The following is a 15,954-nucleotide window of genomic DNA, read 5'->3' on the forward strand; positions in this document are numbered from 1 at the left end:
GCGCCCAAGTGACAGTTAATGCCAATGTTCGCGCGGAACATTGGCATTAACTGTCACCTCGCGGACCAGCTACCTCGCCGACCACCCGCCGTCCATCGTGTAGCTCGCGCCAGTGACCATGCCGGCGTCGTCCGAGGCCATCCAGGCTGCCAACGACGCCACTTCCTCAACCTCCACCAGCCGCTTTACCGCGGACTCCGTCAGCATCACCTTGGCCAGGACCTCCGATTCAGGGATGCCGTGGAGCCGGGCTTGATCGGCGATCTGGCGTTCCACCAAGGGCGTGCGGACGTATCCGGGGTTGATGCAGTTGGACGTCACTCCGTGCTCGCCGCCCTCCAAAGCAGTGACCTTGCTGAGGCCCTCCAGCCCATGCTTTGCGGAGACGTAGGCGCTCTTGTAGGCCGAAGCCCGGAGCCCATGAACCGAGGAGATGTTGATGATCCGGCCGAACCCGTTGGCGTACATATGCGGGAGCGCGGCACGGATGAGGAGGAACGGGGCCTCCAGCATCAGCGCGAGTATCCGCCTGAATTCAGCAGGTTCGAACTCCTCGATCGGTGCTACTTTCTGGATTCCGGCGTTGTTGACCAGGATGTCGCAGTCGAGGCTGAGGGCAGCCAGGGCCTCGACGTCCAGCAGGTCCACCGTCCACGCCGTGCCGCCCAGCTCGTCGGCGAGGGCCGCAGCTCCGGAGGCATCGACGTCGGCCACTACTACTTTCGCCCCGCGTGCGGCGAGCGCCCGGGCGCAGGCCGCCCCGATTCCGCTGGCACCGCCGGTGACCAGTGCTTTGCGTCCGTTCAAGGAGTTGTCCATGGAATCAGCCTTTCGCTGCGGTGCCGGCAGCTGAAGTAGCCAGTCCGTGCCGAACGGCGTCGGCTTCGTCCACGTCCTGGAGCGCGATGCCCTTGGTTTCCTTCAGCGAAACGACTGCGACGACGGTGATAGCGCAGGCGACGACGAGGTAGATCGCGGTGGGGAGCCAGGAGCCGGTGTCCTTGAGCCATTGCGTTGCCAGCAGCGGGGCGAGCGAGCCAGCGAAGATCGACGTGACCTGCGAGCCGAGCGAAACGCCGGAGTAGCGCATGCGGGTGGGGAAGAGCTCGGACATGATGGCGGGCTGCCCAGCGTACATGAAGGCGTGCAGGCACAGGCCGATGGTCACGGCCACCACGATGACCACGGCGTTTTTGGTGTCGAACATGGGGAACGCGAAGAACGGCCAGGTTGCGCCGGCGATCGCTCCCGCCAGGTACACGGGCTTGCGACCCCAGGCGTCAACAAGACGCCCAACCTGCGGGATGACCAGGAAGTGGATCACGTGCGCAATGAGCAATGCCAGCAGGAGCGATGAGGTGTCGTATTTGTGGACGCTCTTGAGGTAGACGATCGCGAAGCTCACCACGAGGTAGTACATGATGTTCTCTGCGAAGCGAAGTCCCATGGCCTGCAGGATGCCCTTGGGATATTTGCGGATGACCTCGCCGACGCCGTAGCTGATGGCCTTCGATTCCTCGACCTGTGCCTTGGCCTCGAGGAAGATGGGTGCTTCGGTGACGTGGGTGCGGATGTAGTAGCCGACGAAGACGATCACTGCGGACAGCCAGAATGCGACCCGCCAGCCCCAGCCGAGGAAGGCCTCGCTGCTCAGGGTGGTGGACATGATGAACAGGACCAGCGTAGCCAGGAGGTTGCCCACGGGAACTGCTGCCTGCGGCCAGGATGACCAGAAGCCGCGCGACTTGTTGGGGCTGTGTTCAGCTACCAGGAGCACGGCACCTCCCCACTCGCCACCGAGCGCGAAGCCCTGGATGAAGCGGAGCGCCACCAGCATGGCCGGTGCCCAGTAGCCCAGCTCGGCGAAGCCGGGGAGGCAGCCCATGAGGAACGTCGAGACGCCCACGATCACAATGGTCAGCTGGAGCGTGGGCTTGCGGCCGAGCTTGTCACCGATCTGGCCGAAGACGATTCCGCCCAGTGGACGGGCTACGAAGCCAACCGCGTAGGTCAGGAACGCCTGGATGATGCCGTCCAGTTCGTTGCCGGTGCTCGGGAAGAAGTACTTGCCGAAAACCAGTGTCGCGGCGGTGGCGTAGAGAAAGAACTCGTACCACTCCACCACTGTGCCCACCATGGACGCAGCGACGATCTTCTTAAGGCCGGAGCCCTTGGCGGATTCGTTCCCGGCCTTTGATGTGGAGCGCTGCTCTACGCTCATATCCATCTCCTCAGTGTCCTCGTTGACCCTTTTGACAGTGCCCTGATGCATGCTGTGATCCACAACACGAAATGCTCCACTGAGTATTACTGCAGATTCATCAGGCCTCAATGACCAAACCGGCACTAAGTGTGTGCAGAATTGCAGATATGAATCCCAATCCGGATGATCTCCTGATACTTCTCGCCGTCTCACGGTCAGGAAAATTCACGACGGCGGCACAAGCCCTGGGCTTGAACCACACCACCGTTTCGCGCAGGATAGCGGCCCTTGAGAAGGCCCTCGGCGGCCGCGTCCTCGCCCGCGCCGCTGGTGGCTGGGAAGTGACGGAGTTGGGGACAGAGGCGGTACTGGTCGCCGAACGCATTGAAACTGCGGTGGGCGCGCTGGGACCCAGCGACGGCGCACCCGACCCCATTACCGGCGTCGTACGCATGACCGCAACCGATGGTTTCAGCGCCTACATCGCCGCCCCGGCAGTAGCCCGCCTTCGGCGCGACCACCCAGGGCTCAGCGTTGAGATTGTCACCGTCACCCGCAGGGCGCTTCAGCAACGCTCCGGCCTGGATATCGAGGTGGTGGTGGGGACGCCGCAGGTCCACCGGGCAGAAGCAATAAGGCTCGGCGAGTACCGGCTGGGAATGTACGCCTCCCGCGCGTACTTGGCAGCCAACGGCACGCCGCGCACCATCGAGGAACTTACGCAGCATCAGTTGGTCTACTTCGTGGACTCCATGCTCCAAGTGGACGATCTGGACGCACCAAGAAGACTCGTGCCGTCCATGCGCGATGGGCTGAGCTCCACCAACGTGTTCGTGCATGTGGAGGCGACGAGAGCCGGCGCGGGCGTGGGCTTCCTGCCTTGCTTCATGGCCGATCGTCACGCAGATTTGGTGCGGCTCCTGCCAGCCGACTTCGCGGAGCTGCTCCCATACTGGATGGTCCTCCGGCCGGACTCCATGCGCCGCCCAGCGGTAGCCGCCGTCGTGCAGGCACTGCGCGAGGAGACGGAGCGCCGCCGGGAGGAGCTACTCGGGTGAAGTCGCCGGCGGATCGTGGCGAACCGGCGTCCCGGCGGCGAAGGCCCGCACTTGGGCGTCGTTCCAGATGTGTGCAGGGACGGCCCCGCCCAGGAGCTTGCGGGCCAGGGTTGGGTCGTCGCCGAATGGCACGTGGCTGCCGGCCATGATCATGTTCCCGTAGCGGCGGCCCTTGAGCATGGCGGGGTCGGCGATGATCATGGTGTGCTCAAAAGTGTCGGCGATGGTGGCAGCATCAGCGCGTGCATTCTTCAGATCCGGGGCGTCGCCCGAATTGACCACGTACAAGCCATCGGGGGCCAGGACGGCGTCGGCGTGGGCGTTGAATTCGCGGGTGGTGAGGGCGCGTGGCGTAAAAGCTCCGGCGAAGACGTCCCTGATGATGAGGTCCCGCGTACCAGGGGTCAGGGACTCGGTCACTGCACGCGCTTCACCGACGCGGATCCGGAGCAAGGGCGCCTTGGGGAGTTCGAACCAGCCACGGACGTAGTCGGCGAGCTTTCCATCGAGCTCCACCACCACCTGCCGAGCATCCGGGTAAGCCGCATTGAAGTATCGGGCCATGGAGCAGGCTCCCCCGCCCAGGTGCAGGGCCCGCAGCTTTGGCTTTGCCTCCCGCGGCCATCTCGATTCCACCAGCGCAGCGATCCAGCGCATGTATTCAAAGTCCAGGAACAACGGATCGGCGAGGTCAATGTGCGAGCTCAGCACGCCGTTGATCTTCAGGAGCCAGCCGTTGTTGTTGTCAGGATCGGGAAGCAGTTCGCAGTCGCCGGTGTCAATGTAATAGACGCCTGCTACCGGACCGTCAGGACGGGTGCCGCCAGGCAGCTCAATGACTCCCGCCGTCGACCTTCCCGCCCGGCCGGACTTGCTTGCTTTGCTGGATTTACCGGATTTCGCCACTAAAACCGCCCTGCCTGAGTCATGGATCCAGCCTAGTGGAGTCGCGCATCATCGCATTCCATCGAAGCATTTAATAAGGATGCTTACCACTTAGCGTCGTTGGGCCATAAGATCTCTTCATGGAAGCTTTGGGATCGGTTTGGGTGGAGGTGTTTACGGTCGCGTTCGCCTGGCTGACCGTGGTCTGCCTACTGATTGCCCGGGTGCCCAAACCGCCCAGCCTCCTGGAGGAACCGCCCGAGGACGAACACCCAGGCGCCACGCAACCGGCACCCGGCGCACGCCAAGGACGGCTACGGCATCTCCTGCCCAGGCCACGGGCAGCCAGGCGCCCCAGGCCGCGCCATCATGAACACGCCTGAAGGCAAGAAGTCCCCACCTTAAAGCCCGACGGGGGGCCGCACCATCCGATGTTCCGGCAGTAAGTACCACGAGGGATCGCACAGCTGCCGCTTGCCATCGGGCACGAAGCCGTTGCGACGGTAAAGGCCTGGGCCCGCGGATTATCATCGAGGACCCACAGATAGGCCGGACCATCACCCAAGAGCTCGTCCACCAGCGCCTGGCCTACGCCGCGGCCATGCACCCGCTGCAGCGTGTACAGCATGAACAGCTCCACGTCACAGGGGCTATCCTCATCCCTGCCCGGTCCTGAAGCCGCGATTCCTACCAATTCACCATCGGGATCATGGGCCAGCATTCGCGGATGGCCTGCCGCGATCAAGGCCCTGTACCGCTCGATCCTGTCCGGCAGGGCAGCTTCCTGCTTCGCGAAGAATTCCGGCGGCAGCAAGTGCCCATAGCTCTCCCGCCAAGAGTGGACATGCATGATGGTCATGGCTTCGGCGTCCTCAACAGTTGCCGGGCGCAGCGTGAAATCCATCGGCTACCTCACTCTGGCGATAGCGAAACCGTCCCAGCCCTTGCTGCCCACAGTCTGGATTGCCGTGGAGTCAAGACGTGGGTCCTGGCCAAGCATTTCCAAGGCCTTGACGATTCCCGGCGCGTTCACCTCGTCCCGCGCAGGCTCCAGGATGGAGCCGTCCCAGATGACGTTGTCGATCACGATTACCGTGCCGGGGTGGCCAAGACGGATGGCCCAGTCAAGATAATTGGGGTCGTTCTCCTTGTCCGCGTCGATGAACACAAAATCGAACGATTCCTCGCCCACCAATGTGGGCAGCGTGTCCAACGCGGCACCTACCCTGATGTCCACCTTGTGCCCCACCCCGGCCGCGTCCACGTTCGCCCGTGCGACGTCAGCATGCTTTTGGAGGTACTCGCACGTCACCAGCCGGCCGTCGTCGGGAAGTCCCTGGGCCATCCAGATACTGCTGAAACCGGCCAACGTACCAATCTCCAGGACGTGCCTGGCTCCGGACAACTGCACGAGCATTTTGAGCAGCTTGCCGGCGTTCGGCGCCACTTCTATCTGTGGCATGCCCGCCTCGGCTGCAGATGCCAGGGCGCGCTTGTGGGCAGGATCAGGACGCACGACGACGTCAGTCAGGTAATGCTCGACGTCAATCCAACCGGGTTCAGCCACGTGTTCAATCATGGCCCCCAGTCTTGCACTGGTCACTGACAGGGGAAAGAGCTAATCCGTGGTGGAAATAGCCTCTTCCAGACGCTCTACCTTACCGGTCAGTTCACCGCTGTAACCGGGCCGGATGTCCGCTTTGATCACCAAGGAGACGCGGCTGCCAAAGCGGCCCACGGCCTCCGTCGCCCGCTTAACGACGTCAAAGACCTCATCCCATTCGCCTTCGATGGTGGTGAACATGGAGTCCGTCTGGTTCGGCAATCCGGACTCCCGGACGATCTTGACCGCGGCGGCCACGGCATCGTGCACGGAGGCGTCGGGGGTGGGTCCGCCGTTGGTGGCGGAAGCGGGCTGGCCTGAAGGGGCGACTGAGAATGCAAGCAACATGAAATCCAGTGTTTCACGTACTGGTTTGTCACATAACGGCCTACTCCCGCGTAACAAAGGCTCAACCCCTGTCCGTTGCTACCCTGACAAGCATGGAACAGCCCTCTGAACGCAAGCCCCTCAGGGCCGACGCTGCACGAAATGTGGACAAAATCATCACCGCAGCCCGGCAGTGCTTCCGGGAACACGGCCCCGAAGTTCCCCTGCAGACCATCGCCGCCACGGCAGGAGTGGGTCCGGCTACGCTGTTCCGCAACTTCTCCGATAAAGAACAATTGGTACTTGCGGCCCTGTCCCGCCAACTTCGCCAGCATGTAGATCCCGTTGCAGATGCGTCCCTCGAAGGCATGGACGCCGCCGAGGGTCTCATCAACGTCATCGATGCCGTCATGGGGGTGGCAAGCGAAGACGCCAACCTGCTCGACGCCGTCGCGGGCCGACGCGGACTCCTCATGGGCATTACCGGCGGCCTTATCGGCTCCATGGCCACGCTCCTGGAGCGCGGTCAGGGTCAGGGTTCGCTGCGCCGCGATATCACCATCGAGGACATGGTCCGGCTCCTTGCCATGTTGATCGGTGCCGTAGACACCATGGAACCCGGATCCGAAGCCTGGAAGCGTCCTGTGGCGCTCATTGAAGACGCTATCCGGACAGAACGTCCCTCCCGCCCGCTCCCGGAACAATCACCCATCCCGGGCGTTACGCTCACCGACGACGTCTAGCGGCTAGCCCCAGCCGAGCAACCTCAGGAGTGCTGCTGCGGCAGCACCCGAGATGACCACCACCAGGAACGGCGCGCGAAGCCAAAGAGCGACGGCGGCTGCCGCCAGTGCGCCAATGCGTGCGTCCAAAACGAGCCCCTGTCCTGAAGCGAGGGCGTTGACCACTGTCAGGGACGCCAGCAGCCCAATGGTCATGGTGCCTGCGATATGCATAATCCTCGGGCTCTGCAGCAGCTTGGCCGGGACAAAATAGCCCACCAGCTTGGTCAGGTACGCAAGCGCACAGGCGATGAGGATCCAGAGCCAGAGGTTCATTCGTTCCCCCTGCCGGCGGTGTGGTTATCTCCGTGCCCCTGCTTGCTCGCGTACGGGTCGAGGTCAGGCTCAAGTCCTTCATCCATCCGTGCGTGGCTGAACCAACCGATCACGCCGGCCACCAGCGCAGCCACCAAAATGGGAACTCCCGAGGGAACAAACGGCACGGCGAGAATCGTCGCAAGTGCACACGCCGCGGCGATGGCCCACGGTTCGCGTCCCTTAAGCCGCGGCCACAGCAATGCCAGGAACGCAGCAACCGCGGCGCCGTCCAAGCCCCACTGTTTGGGATCGCCCATGGCGTCGCCGGCCAGCGCACCAATGGCAGTAAAGATATTCCAGAGAATGAATATTCCGATGCCGGCTGTCCAAAAACCGCGGCGTTGCTCGTCGAGGTCCGACTGGCCGGACGCCGTCGCTGTTGACTCGTCAATCGTCACGTGGGCTGAGATGTATCGCCGCCATCCATGTGGACGCAGCATGGCATTGATCTGCATGCCATATATTCCGTTACGCAGTCCCAGCAAAGCGCTGGCCGTCATGGCTGCCACCCCGGATCCCCCACCCGCCACTACGCCGATGAACGCGAACTGGGAACCTCCACTGAACAGCAAAAGACTCAGCACCATTGTTTGCCAGAAATCGAAACCTGACGCCACGGAAAGCGCACCAAAGGACACGCCATAGAGGCCTGTGGCAATGCTCAGCGACAGGGCAATCTTGAAAGCTGGCGAGTCCTTGAGTTTCAAGGGAACTGCCGGACCTCCACTCACTTCCGCAGGCTCCAGGACCACAGGATGAGCGGAACCTGAAGAGGCAATCTCAGCGTGTGGATGCGTCGCTGGCTGGGCGTGCCGTTGGGACCATATGCACGGCGGAGGGCATCTATATGCCCTGCAAGGAATATGGTAAACATGGCTGTTGTGGCGTCCGCAGCCACTTTGCGGGTGGCTGGGATGAAAAGCCCGACGGCGGCAGTCGCCTCGAGCAGGCCGCTGGAAGCGACCCATTCCTCACGGGACATAAGAGCCAGTGGGCCATTCGGCTGGCTCCCCGGCTCGTCCCTCCTGCACAAGTAATCCGGTACAACGGGGTAATAGAACCCCGGGGTGCGGAAATGCTTCATGGCACTGGCCAGGAGGAGTGCGCCCAGACCAATGGCAGAAGTGGTTTGGGTGGCACGGGCTGACCAGCGAAATGACATGAGACCACTCAATCACAAGCGCGGTGGGGCCCAAAGTTCGGTGTTATCTGCTTGGGACCTGAAGCTGGGCCAGGACCTGCGCGGGTTTGTTCGTGGTGATCTCATGGATGCCCAGCCCCTGGCACAGAGCTACGTCCTTCTCCGAGTCCACGGTCCAGACCCTGAATACCCTGCCGGATTCCAGCCAGCGTTGGACGTTGCGGGCATGTTCCCGCACGTAGTCGATGCCTGGCCCGGCAATCCCTACCTCGCCGTGATCAAGGATGCGTTCAGCCTCCAACTGGGTTGCCTTCATGACGTTGGCCACCGCACCTGCCGTGATCGGACCCAGGCCCAGCTCTTGCCGAAGCTCCTGCACCGAAAAGTTGTCCACCAACTGGCAAATGTGCTGGGCTGGGACCTTCTTCAGCAGGTGTTGGATCGAGTCGGAATCGAAGCTCATGAAAGAGACCTGGATGTTCTCAAGCCGGGACTCCCCGGGTATCCATCCCTCACTGAGCAGCACGTCCAGAACCCTGTCCTCAAGGTTGAGCTGGTAGGGGCTGGGGTGCTTGAGCTCGATCGCCAAACCTATCTCGCGCCCCGCGCCACGCAGAATGTCCAGCAGTTCCGGCAGCGTAAGGAATTGATCAGCGATCCCGCCGTAGGCATCCGGTATCCGGGCGCCCTTCCAGGAGGAGAAGTCCAAGGCCCGGAGTTCCTCAAGGGTCTTCTCCGAGACCGGGCCGGTGCCGGTGGAAGTGCGGTCCAGGTTGGCATCATGCAGAAGGACGACGTGCTGGTCCCGGGTCAAGTGGACATCGCACTCAACGCCATCAGCTCCGTCAGCAATCGCCTTGAGGTAGGCCGCACGGGTGTGTTCCGCGAACGCAGCACTGGCGCCGCGGTGTGCGTAGACCTTGGGCCGGCGAGGGGCCAAATCGTCGCTAGTCATGCAGCCACGGTAGCCCACGCGGCTGCACGCACGGGGCTACGCTGGGCTAATGCAGGTGAACTCTGAACAAATCCCGGCCGAAGACCTCACCAACCAAGCCCAGCCAGCCCAAGCGACAGCTTCCGGAGCCACGCAACGGGGGTCCGCCGTCGTCGGCCGCTCCGCGGGAGACGAGGAAAAGGCAGCGGCTCTGCGCCGCATGAAACGGCTGGCCCTGGCGCTGTTGATAGGCATGGCCATTGTGTTCATGCTGGCGTTCGCTTTCCAGAAGCAGTACCCGTGGCTTGAGTATGTCAGGGCAGCGGCCGAGGGTGGCATGGTCGGTGCTTTGGCTGACTGGTTCGCGGTCACGGCGCTGTTCAAGTACCCCATGGGCTTGAAGATCCCGCATACAGCCATCATTCCCCGCCGGAAGGACCAGATAGGCGAATCGCTGAGTGAGTTCGTGGAGAGCAACTTCCTGTCACAGGAAGTTGTGCAGGACAAGTTGGCGAGCATAGACATTGCCCGCAAGGCGGGCCGTTGGCTATCCGGACCGGGAGGCGCCGAACGTGTGGCCAAGGAAGGCGGCGCGATGATCCGCGGCGCGTTCACCGTGCTGAACGACGACGACGTGCAAGCAGTTATTGAGGGCATGGTCCGCAAGCACCTGCTCACCCCGCCGTGGGGACCGCCCGTGGGCCGGATGGCGGAACGGATCTTCGCTGACGGGCATCACCACAAGCTGGTGGACCTGCTGGTTGACCGTGCCGCGGATTGGATGGATGCCAACCATGCAACGGTCAACAGGCTGGTTTCGGACCGCTCGCCGGTGTGGGTGCCGACGTTCGTGGATGGGCTGGTGAGCGACAAGGTATACGTCGAACTCCTGAAGTTCGTCCGCGCTGTGCAAAATGACCAGAACCATCGAGTGCGCAAATCGATCGACGCTTACCTGACCGACCTGGCGCAGGACCTGCAGCATGATCCTGCCATGATCGAGCGCGCCGAGACCATCAAGGCCCAAATCCTAGGTGATCCTGAAGTCCGGGAATTGGCCTCGCGCACCTGGGGAACGGTCAAGAATGCGCTGCTCACCGCCGTCGACGATCCCGACAGCGAACTCAGCCAGCGGTTCAAGAGCGCCGTCCGGGACTTCGGTTCGCGGCTGGTCAACGACGACGAACTCGCCGGCAAAATCAACGCCTGGATTGGCGACGCTGCGGGCTACCTCGTGAACACCTACCGATCGGACATCGCAGGCGTCATCTCAGACACGGTCGCTCGATGGGATGCCGAGGAAACGTCCCAGAAGATCGAGCTGCAAGTGGGCAAGGACCTCCAGTACATCCGGATCAACGGAACCGTTGTGGGTGCCCTGGCCGGACTCGCGATCTTCACGGTGGCGCACCTGCTGTTCGGCTAAGGCCGTCAGTAGCGGACGCGGCGGCCGGACCGTGCAGCGAAGTCGTCCAGCGCTGCGATGATGTCACGTGCCAGCCATACGCTGACCCCACGCACTTTCCCGGCGGCCGACCAGGTCTTCCATGGCTGCCATAACACGACCGTGATGGGGCGGCACGAACTCCGCTGAGTGGGGTGAGTTGCCCCGGATCCAGACTTGGCTGGCCCGGTATCACCCCAGCAAATGAACCATCTGTCCCGGCCGCGCTTGGCCCAGCAGGTCCAGGTCTTCGTCGCGAACAACTGCGATCACGGGGGACTTGCTCGTCGGCGGGTGGCCGGCGAGCGCAATGACGGGAAAGCCCGACGGCGGCAACAGGACCGAGCCTGAAAGCAACGGTTGTGTCTGGGGTGCTGGAGTCGTGGCCGGCCCAGTGGCGCCCGCCACCGCCGTCGCACCGGCGGGCTCGAGTGGGCGCCCCACCAACCGGGCACCTACCCGGTCCGATTCCGGCGAGAGGATCCATGGTTCGCTGGTCAACCGAAGCCAGGTATCGGCGTCGTAATTTTGGGCTTGCGGGCCCCGCTCCACTCGGGCCACCACCGGACGTTCGGGGTCCAGGGCCCGACGCGGGGCGTGGTTCTCCGTCGAAATATTATGGCCGTGGGCGCGCCCGAAAGTCAGGGTCCCGCCGGCGCGAAGGGGTTCCGCCTGGGGTTCGATGCCACCCTGAACGGCCAGGTAGTACCGGATCCCGAACAGCGCCGGCCCAAACTCCAATACCGCCCCCGGGCTGACGCGGACAGCCTTGTTGAACGGCAGCTCGGAGCCGTTGAGCTTGACCACGCCTTCCGCGCCCGTGACGGCCAAGGCCGAGGCCGTGACGAACCGGAGCCGGAGACCACCCAAAAGTATCTCCAGGCCGCCCGCAGAGTCAGGGTTGCCCAGCATTGCGTTGGCAAGGTGCAGGGAGGCGCGGTCCAGGGCCTGGTCAGGTGCAAGGGCCAGGGTCAAGGGGCCCGGATCAACAGCAACGGCACCCATTAAAACCTCCTCAAGTACCTCGTCTTCAAGGTGCGTTCCAGGACAAACTAGGCGAACGCATCAATTTCCACCCCTGCTTCCTCCAAGCCTGCCCGAACGGCGGCGGCCATGTTCACAGCTCCAGGAGTATCGCCATGGATGCAGAGGGAATCGGCGCTCACCGGGACAATGGTTCCGTCCACGGCCACCACTTCTTTACGCGTCGCCAGCCGAACGGCCTGGGCGACTACCGCTGCGGGGTCGTGCAGCACTGCGCCTTCCTCGGATCGCGGGACCAGTGTGCCGTCAGGAAGGTACGCCCTGTCCACGAATGCTTCCCGGAAGACCGGGTGTCCGGATTCCTCGGCCAGCTTCAGCCAGGCCGAGCCCGGCAAGCCCAGCACCGGCAGCCCGGGATCGTAGGCATGGACGGCGGCAACCACGGCCTCAGCTTGGTCGGGATCGTGGACGATCCTGTTGTACAGCGCGCCGTGCGGTTTGACGTAATCCACGGACGCTCCCACGGCGTGGGCCATGCCGTCGAGGGCGCCGAGTTGGTAGAGGACATCGCCGAACAGTTCGTCGAAGGTCATGTCCAGCGAGCGCCGTCCAAAGCCGGCCAGGTCCCGGTACCCCACATGCGCGCCGACGCGAACGTCCAGTTCGAAAGCGGCACGGCAGCTGTCCAGCATGGTCAGTGGGTCTCCGGCGTGGAAACCGCAGGCCACGTTGGCGCTGCTCACGATGCGGAACATCGAGGCGTCGTCGCCCATGGTCCAGGAGCCGAACGACTCCCCCAGATCAGCGTTGAGGTCCACTGTTACCGCCTTCCAGCGTCAGATTGTTGTTGGTCTCGTTGGTGGGTGCGCCCGCCAGCAGTTCGCCGGGGATCGTATCGGGCAGCGGACCAAAGGCTTCCTTGGCAGTTGCGACGACTGCGCGGCCCATCATCAGGTTGCCGGCACCACCCACCACGGCACCCACGCCAAACGGCAGGGCTCGTCCCAGGAACGCGGAGCCTTGGCGCTTCAGGAGGTTCTTCAGGAACGCGCGCTGGATGGCATCGCGAATGACGCCAAAGCCACTGCCGGGAATCTTCTTGGTGAGTGTCGTGCCCCAGGCATTGGTCACGCCCTTGCCTCGTCCAAGGGACTGGCCGCTGAGGGCACCCAGCAGAGACGTGCCTTCCTCGCCGAGCATGATGGCCATGACCATCGTCCTTGCCCGTTCCGGGTCCGTCAGCCGGATGCCGTGGAGCTCCGCCAGTGTTGATGCATAAAGCGCGGTGGTCTCCAGGAACCCGACGGTGGCAAGGGCGGAGAGTCCCAGCGAGGCTGCGGTTCCGATGCCAGGCACGACGGCGGTGGCCCCCACGGCAGCTCCCCCGCCGGTGATGGCGGCCAAGTAGTCGCGCTCCAGTTTCGCGGCAAGCTGCGCGGGCGACGCCTTTGGATGCCTGCGCTGCATTCTGCGCAGGTTTGCCAGAACTAGTGGCCGCTGGATTTCGACGGCGCGCAGCAAGACATTGTGCACACCCGGCTTGGCGTTGCCTTGGGCGTCGAATACTGCGTTGTGGGCTGTCTCTTGGGCGATTTTCACCGCCGGGTTGGGGCGCTTGGGCATCTTCACCTCTGCATGGCAGTTAGTCGTTTCGCGGAGAACTACTGCGTTCAGCCTATGCCACCCGTAGCTTCGTATGGCCCGTTGAGAGGCCTGTTCTGCGCGTTTCCGGGCGAGGATTCAGCGCAGGGCGGACCTCTCAAGAGAGCCGGGCCGGCGTAGACTTGAGTGCACTCACGGAAGCAGTCCAAGCACGGACAGGGAGTATCCGTAATGAACGCAAACGACAAGACACAGCACATCATCCGGCACCACACCGACGCCCCTGCAGAGGGAGAGACGGAAGGCTGGGTTTCGCACGATACCGGCATCCACAGCCAGGATGCTGCCGAGGGGCCCGATTTCGACGACGACGCCCCGCCGTCGGGCGCTTCATAACTCCGGTTCCTCCCGCACTTACCGCTGGACGCCTTCAAGAGCGGCCAGCCCTTGGCGTGCGCTAGTCATGAACCCACCGGGCCGGCCGCGGGCTATTTTGGGGCGGGCCCGGTGGTGTTGCGGATAACCAGGTGCGGTGTCCGCACAAGGTGCGCCGGCGGCGTCGAGCCTTCCAGCCGATCGATGGCACGGTCGACGGCGGCCCGCGCCAGAAGCGGGGCGTCCTGGCTGACGGAGGACAACTGGACGTAGCTAAGGCGGGCGAACTGGCTATCGTCGTAACCGAGGACGGACACATCCTCAGGGACGCTGAGCCCAGCTGCCCGGAAGCTTTCCCAGATGCCCAGTGCGCAGCGATCGTTGAAGGCAAGGACGGCGGTGGGCAGGTCCTCCAGAAGCTCCCGACCAGCCCGGAGGCCGTCTTCTTCGGTGGCGCCACCGGGAATCACCCGGGCTTCCAGCCCCCGGCCAGCCATCTCTGCCCGGAATGCGTCGCGGCGTTGTGGACTCGAAACAGCGTCCCCGCCGTCTACGTGGGCAATTCTCCGATGCCCCAGCGAGGTGAGATATTCCACTGCGATGCGGATACCGGCGTCGTCATCGCTGCTGACCGAGTCCAGGGATTCGCCGACGTCGTCGCGGAGCAGGCTGACCACAGGGAGCCTTGCGGCATAACCGGCCAGCTCGTCCTCCCCCAGCGCTGGAGAAATCATGATCAGGGCTTCACAACCCAGGTCCAGGAGAGACTCGACGGCACGCGATTCCGGCCGGCCGTTGGCCACTGCGCTTAGCGCGATATCGTAGCCGCGCTCAGTTGCTCCGGCGTAAGCGGCATCGACGATTTCGGCGTGGAACGGGTGCGACGTGGAAAAGCTGACACCCAGCAGCCTCGTCCGGCTGCTGCGGAGAAGACGCGCACGGCTATCGGGACGGTAGCCGAGTTCCTTGGCCGCTTGCCGGACTTTAAGCCGCGTGGCTTCAGAGGCTCCAGGAGCGTCCCGCATCACGATGGAAACGAGCGCACGGGAAACCCCTGCCGCTTCAGCGACGTCCATCAGTGTGGGACGCTTTCCCATCGTGGCCCTCCTTCGCCCGCAGCCAGTCTATAGAACGATCTAAGACACAAACGGCGCAAACGAATCCTGCCCCCGGACATGCGGCCGGTCGCGACTCAGACGACCGACCGCACTAGCCCGGTATCGCAGTGACGGCGCCCCGGGTGGGCCCCAGAACCCACCACATCCATCACTGCCAACTCAGCGTTGTCCGCGGACATGCGCCGAAAAGGGCAACGGCACATTACGCGGCACAACGACTTGGGCACTGGATATGTGCTTTGGCCTGCGGAAACGTGACGCGGGGTTTTGGAATAATCTTCAGCGTTCCCCGATCGGCGTCCTCCGGGCAACATTCGCCCGCCGTATTCCGGCGAGCGCTCTGGCTGTTTTCCACAAGACCTGTTTAATGACCCCATGAGCACAGTGGATCCCGTCGCCCTCCGGAAACTGCGCGCCAACAAGCGCCCCGGCCCGCTTGCCGTGGTGCTGACGCTTGCCTTCCAGTTCGTCGCTGGGTTGGCGGCCGGCTTTGGCTGGCCCCACATCACAGCCATCGAGTCGGAGGAGCCTCCCGGCCTGGCACTGGCCGCCATCATCTCCAGCATCCCCCTGATTGTCCTGAGCTCCATCGCCTGGACAGCCATCGTGATGAAGCACCGCAAACTTGGGCTCACTTTGGGCGGAGCGCTGATGTGGCTTGGTGCGGCAACCGGTGTGGCGGTGGCCGCGGTCGGTCTCGAATACCCTGCCATCCTGACGTGGATAGGCGTGGGCTGCCTCGTCGTGTCACTGTTTCTTGTGCTCCTTGGGGTGATGGCAGCGCAGAAAAGGCGGCTTGTTGCCGAACGTGAGGCCGGTGTGATGAGCACAGGCATCATGACGTCCGCGAGAGTCAGCGACAAAGGCTATGTGGCATTCCGCGACAGCGCCCGGATCCTCGCCACGGTGACCTTTACCTTTCACGACTCAAGTGGCGTCCAACGATGGGTGCAGCGTCCCCTCTTGATCAATGCCGCCGATCCCGTGATTGATGGTCAGGAGACCACGCTCTGGTACGACCCCTTGGACCCCGGCAATGACAAGAAGATTGTGGTGAAACTGGCCCAGGACATGCCCCTGCGGGCTTCGTGATCCTGCAGCCCTGAACGTGTTGCCGCAACGGCGACATTTTTCTTCTCCTAAGCGCACTTAAAAAGTGTTCGAACGAGCAACCGATGCG

21 protein-coding genes are annotated in these 15,954 nt (G+C 63.4%); 6 read left to right on the forward strand and 15 right to left on the reverse strand.

Going from position 1 to position 15,954, the window contains the following annotated elements; all coding sequences use genetic code 11:
- Positions 1–69 precede the first annotated feature (69 nt).
- A complete protein-coding gene (locus AC6I97_RS00350; protein WP_224166143.1) occupies positions 70–819 on the reverse strand; it encodes a 3-hydroxybutyrate dehydrogenase in 750 nt (249 codons plus the stop codon).
- Between the two features lie 4 nt (positions 820–823).
- Entirely contained in the window at positions 824–2,221 is a 1,398-nt protein-coding gene (locus AC6I97_RS00355) for an MFS transporter (RefSeq protein ID WP_497943752.1), read from the reverse strand.
- 149 nt (positions 2,222–2,370) lie between these two features.
- On the opposite strand from AC6I97_RS00355, the gene AC6I97_RS00360 reads away from it, so the two are divergent.
- On the forward strand, positions 2,371–3,261 hold the full coding sequence (locus AC6I97_RS00360; RefSeq protein ID WP_497943753.1) for a LysR family transcriptional regulator: 891 nt from the start codon (positions 2,371–2,373) through the stop codon (positions 3,259–3,261).
- Here the strand turns inward: AC6I97_RS00360 and AC6I97_RS00365 are convergent.
- Positions 3,250–4,167, reverse strand: a complete 918-nt coding sequence (locus AC6I97_RS00365) for a spermidine synthase (RefSeq protein WP_497943754.1) — start codon at positions 4,165–4,167, stop codon at positions 3,250–3,252. The two genes, AC6I97_RS00360 and AC6I97_RS00365, sit on opposite strands and share 12 nt — an antisense overlap.
- Before the next feature lie 119 nt (positions 4,168–4,286).
- Here AC6I97_RS00365 and AC6I97_RS00370 point away from each other — a divergent pair, with 119 nt between their 5' ends.
- Positions 4,287–4,529, forward strand: coding sequence for a hypothetical protein (locus tag AC6I97_RS00370; protein WP_309929403.1), 243 nt, complete (start codon positions 4,287–4,289; stop codon positions 4,527–4,529).
- On the opposite strand, the gene AC6I97_RS00375 is transcribed toward AC6I97_RS00370, so the two are convergent.
- Genes AC6I97_RS00375 through AC6I97_RS00385 form a run of 3 tightly spaced genes read right to left on the reverse strand, consistent with a single transcriptional unit; the run spans position 4,514 to position 6,097 of the window.
- On the reverse strand, positions 4,514–5,050 hold the full coding sequence (locus tag AC6I97_RS00375) for a GNAT family N-acetyltransferase (protein ID WP_497943755.1): 537 nt from the start codon (positions 5,048–5,050) through the stop codon (positions 4,514–4,516). The genes AC6I97_RS00370 and AC6I97_RS00375 overlap by 16 nt on opposite strands.
- A gap of 3 nt (positions 5,051–5,053) precedes the next feature.
- A complete protein-coding gene (locus AC6I97_RS00380) occupies positions 5,054–5,725 on the reverse strand; it encodes an O-methyltransferase (protein WP_497943756.1) in 672 nt (223 codons plus the stop codon).
- Positions 5,726–5,764: 39 nt separating this feature from the next.
- Complete coding sequence (locus AC6I97_RS00385) at positions 5,765–6,097, reverse strand: thiamine-binding protein (RefSeq protein WP_224094903.1); 333 nt, start codon at positions 6,095–6,097, stop codon at positions 5,765–5,767.
- Between the two features lie 92 nt (positions 6,098–6,189).
- On the opposite strand from AC6I97_RS00385, the gene AC6I97_RS00390 reads away from it, so the two are divergent.
- Positions 6,190–6,819 (forward strand): TetR/AcrR family transcriptional regulator, encoded by a 630-nt coding sequence (locus AC6I97_RS00390; protein WP_224094902.1) that lies wholly within the window; start codon positions 6,190–6,192, stop codon positions 6,817–6,819.
- Positions 6,820–6,822: 3 nt separating this feature from the next.
- On the opposite strand, the gene AC6I97_RS00395 is transcribed toward AC6I97_RS00390, so the two are convergent.
- The 4 genes from AC6I97_RS00395 to AC6I97_RS00410 are packed head-to-tail and all read right to left on the reverse strand — an operon-like array spanning position 6,823 to position 9,272.
- Entirely contained in the window at positions 6,823–7,134 is a 312-nt protein-coding gene (locus AC6I97_RS00395) for an AzlD domain-containing protein (RefSeq protein ID WP_223947666.1), read from the reverse strand.
- Positions 7,131–7,907 carry an AzlC family ABC transporter permease gene (locus AC6I97_RS00400; protein ID WP_497943757.1) on the reverse strand — a complete coding sequence of 259 codons (777 nt, stop codon included), beginning with the start codon at positions 7,905–7,907 and terminating at the stop codon, positions 7,131–7,133. The genes AC6I97_RS00395 and AC6I97_RS00400 overlap by 4 nt, the downstream gene beginning before the upstream one ends.
- Positions 7,904–8,338 (reverse strand): DoxX family protein, encoded by a 435-nt coding sequence (locus AC6I97_RS00405; protein WP_497943758.1) that lies wholly within the window; start codon positions 8,336–8,338, stop codon positions 7,904–7,906. Before AC6I97_RS00405 ends, AC6I97_RS00400 begins: the two co-directional genes overlap by 4 nt.
- Before the next feature lie 43 nt (positions 8,339–8,381).
- Complete coding sequence (locus AC6I97_RS00410; RefSeq protein ID WP_497943759.1) at positions 8,382–9,272, reverse strand: glycerophosphodiester phosphodiesterase; 891 nt, start codon at positions 9,270–9,272, stop codon at positions 8,382–8,384.
- 49 nt (positions 9,273–9,321) lie between these two features.
- On the opposite strand from AC6I97_RS00410, the gene AC6I97_RS00415 reads away from it, so the two are divergent.
- Positions 9,322–10,677: a DUF445 domain-containing protein gene (locus AC6I97_RS00415; RefSeq protein ID WP_497943760.1), complete on the forward strand. Its 1,356-nt coding sequence runs from the start codon at positions 9,322–9,324 to the stop codon at positions 10,675–10,677.
- A 5-nt stretch (positions 10,678–10,682) separates the two neighbouring features.
- Here AC6I97_RS00415 and AC6I97_RS00420 read toward each other — a convergent pair whose 3' ends face one another.
- The 4 genes from AC6I97_RS00420 to AC6I97_RS00435 form a co-directional block, all read right to left on the reverse strand.
- Positions 10,683–10,814, reverse strand: a complete 132-nt coding sequence (locus AC6I97_RS00420; protein ID WP_497943761.1) for a hypothetical protein — start codon at positions 10,812–10,814, stop codon at positions 10,683–10,685.
- A 73-nt stretch (positions 10,815–10,887) separates the two neighbouring features.
- Complete coding sequence (locus AC6I97_RS00425) at positions 10,888–11,700, reverse strand: 5-oxoprolinase subunit C family protein (RefSeq protein ID WP_497943762.1); 813 nt, start codon at positions 11,698–11,700, stop codon at positions 10,888–10,890.
- Positions 11,701–11,747: 47 nt separating this feature from the next.
- Positions 11,748–12,497: a LamB/YcsF family protein gene (locus AC6I97_RS00430; RefSeq protein WP_224094888.1), complete on the reverse strand. Its 750-nt coding sequence runs from the start codon at positions 12,495–12,497 to the stop codon at positions 11,748–11,750.
- Positions 12,481–13,302 carry a hypothetical protein gene (locus tag AC6I97_RS00435; RefSeq protein WP_309929379.1) on the reverse strand — a complete coding sequence of 274 codons (822 nt, stop codon included), beginning with the start codon at positions 13,300–13,302 and terminating at the stop codon, positions 12,481–12,483. Before AC6I97_RS00435 ends, AC6I97_RS00430 begins: the two co-directional genes overlap by 17 nt.
- A 210-nt stretch (positions 13,303–13,512) precedes the next feature.
- Here AC6I97_RS00435 and AC6I97_RS00440 point away from each other — a divergent pair, with 210 nt between their 5' ends.
- On the forward strand, positions 13,513–13,677 hold the full coding sequence (locus AC6I97_RS00440; RefSeq protein WP_224166129.1) for a hypothetical protein: 165 nt from the start codon (positions 13,513–13,515) through the stop codon (positions 13,675–13,677).
- A 92-nt stretch (positions 13,678–13,769) separates the two neighbouring features.
- On the opposite strand, the gene AC6I97_RS00445 is transcribed toward AC6I97_RS00440, so the two are convergent.
- Positions 13,770–14,753 (reverse strand): LacI family DNA-binding transcriptional regulator, encoded by a 984-nt coding sequence (locus tag AC6I97_RS00445; protein ID WP_497943763.1) that lies wholly within the window; start codon positions 14,751–14,753, stop codon positions 13,770–13,772.
- A gap of 396 nt (positions 14,754–15,149) precedes the next feature.
- Here AC6I97_RS00445 and AC6I97_RS00450 point away from each other — a divergent pair, with 396 nt between their 5' ends.
- A complete protein-coding gene (locus AC6I97_RS00450; RefSeq protein WP_497943764.1) occupies positions 15,150–15,866 on the forward strand; it encodes a hypothetical protein in 717 nt (238 codons plus the stop codon).
- Positions 15,867–15,954 lie beyond the last annotated feature (88 nt).

Source organism: Arthrobacter sp. TmtSoilC48, from assembly GCF_059739425.1.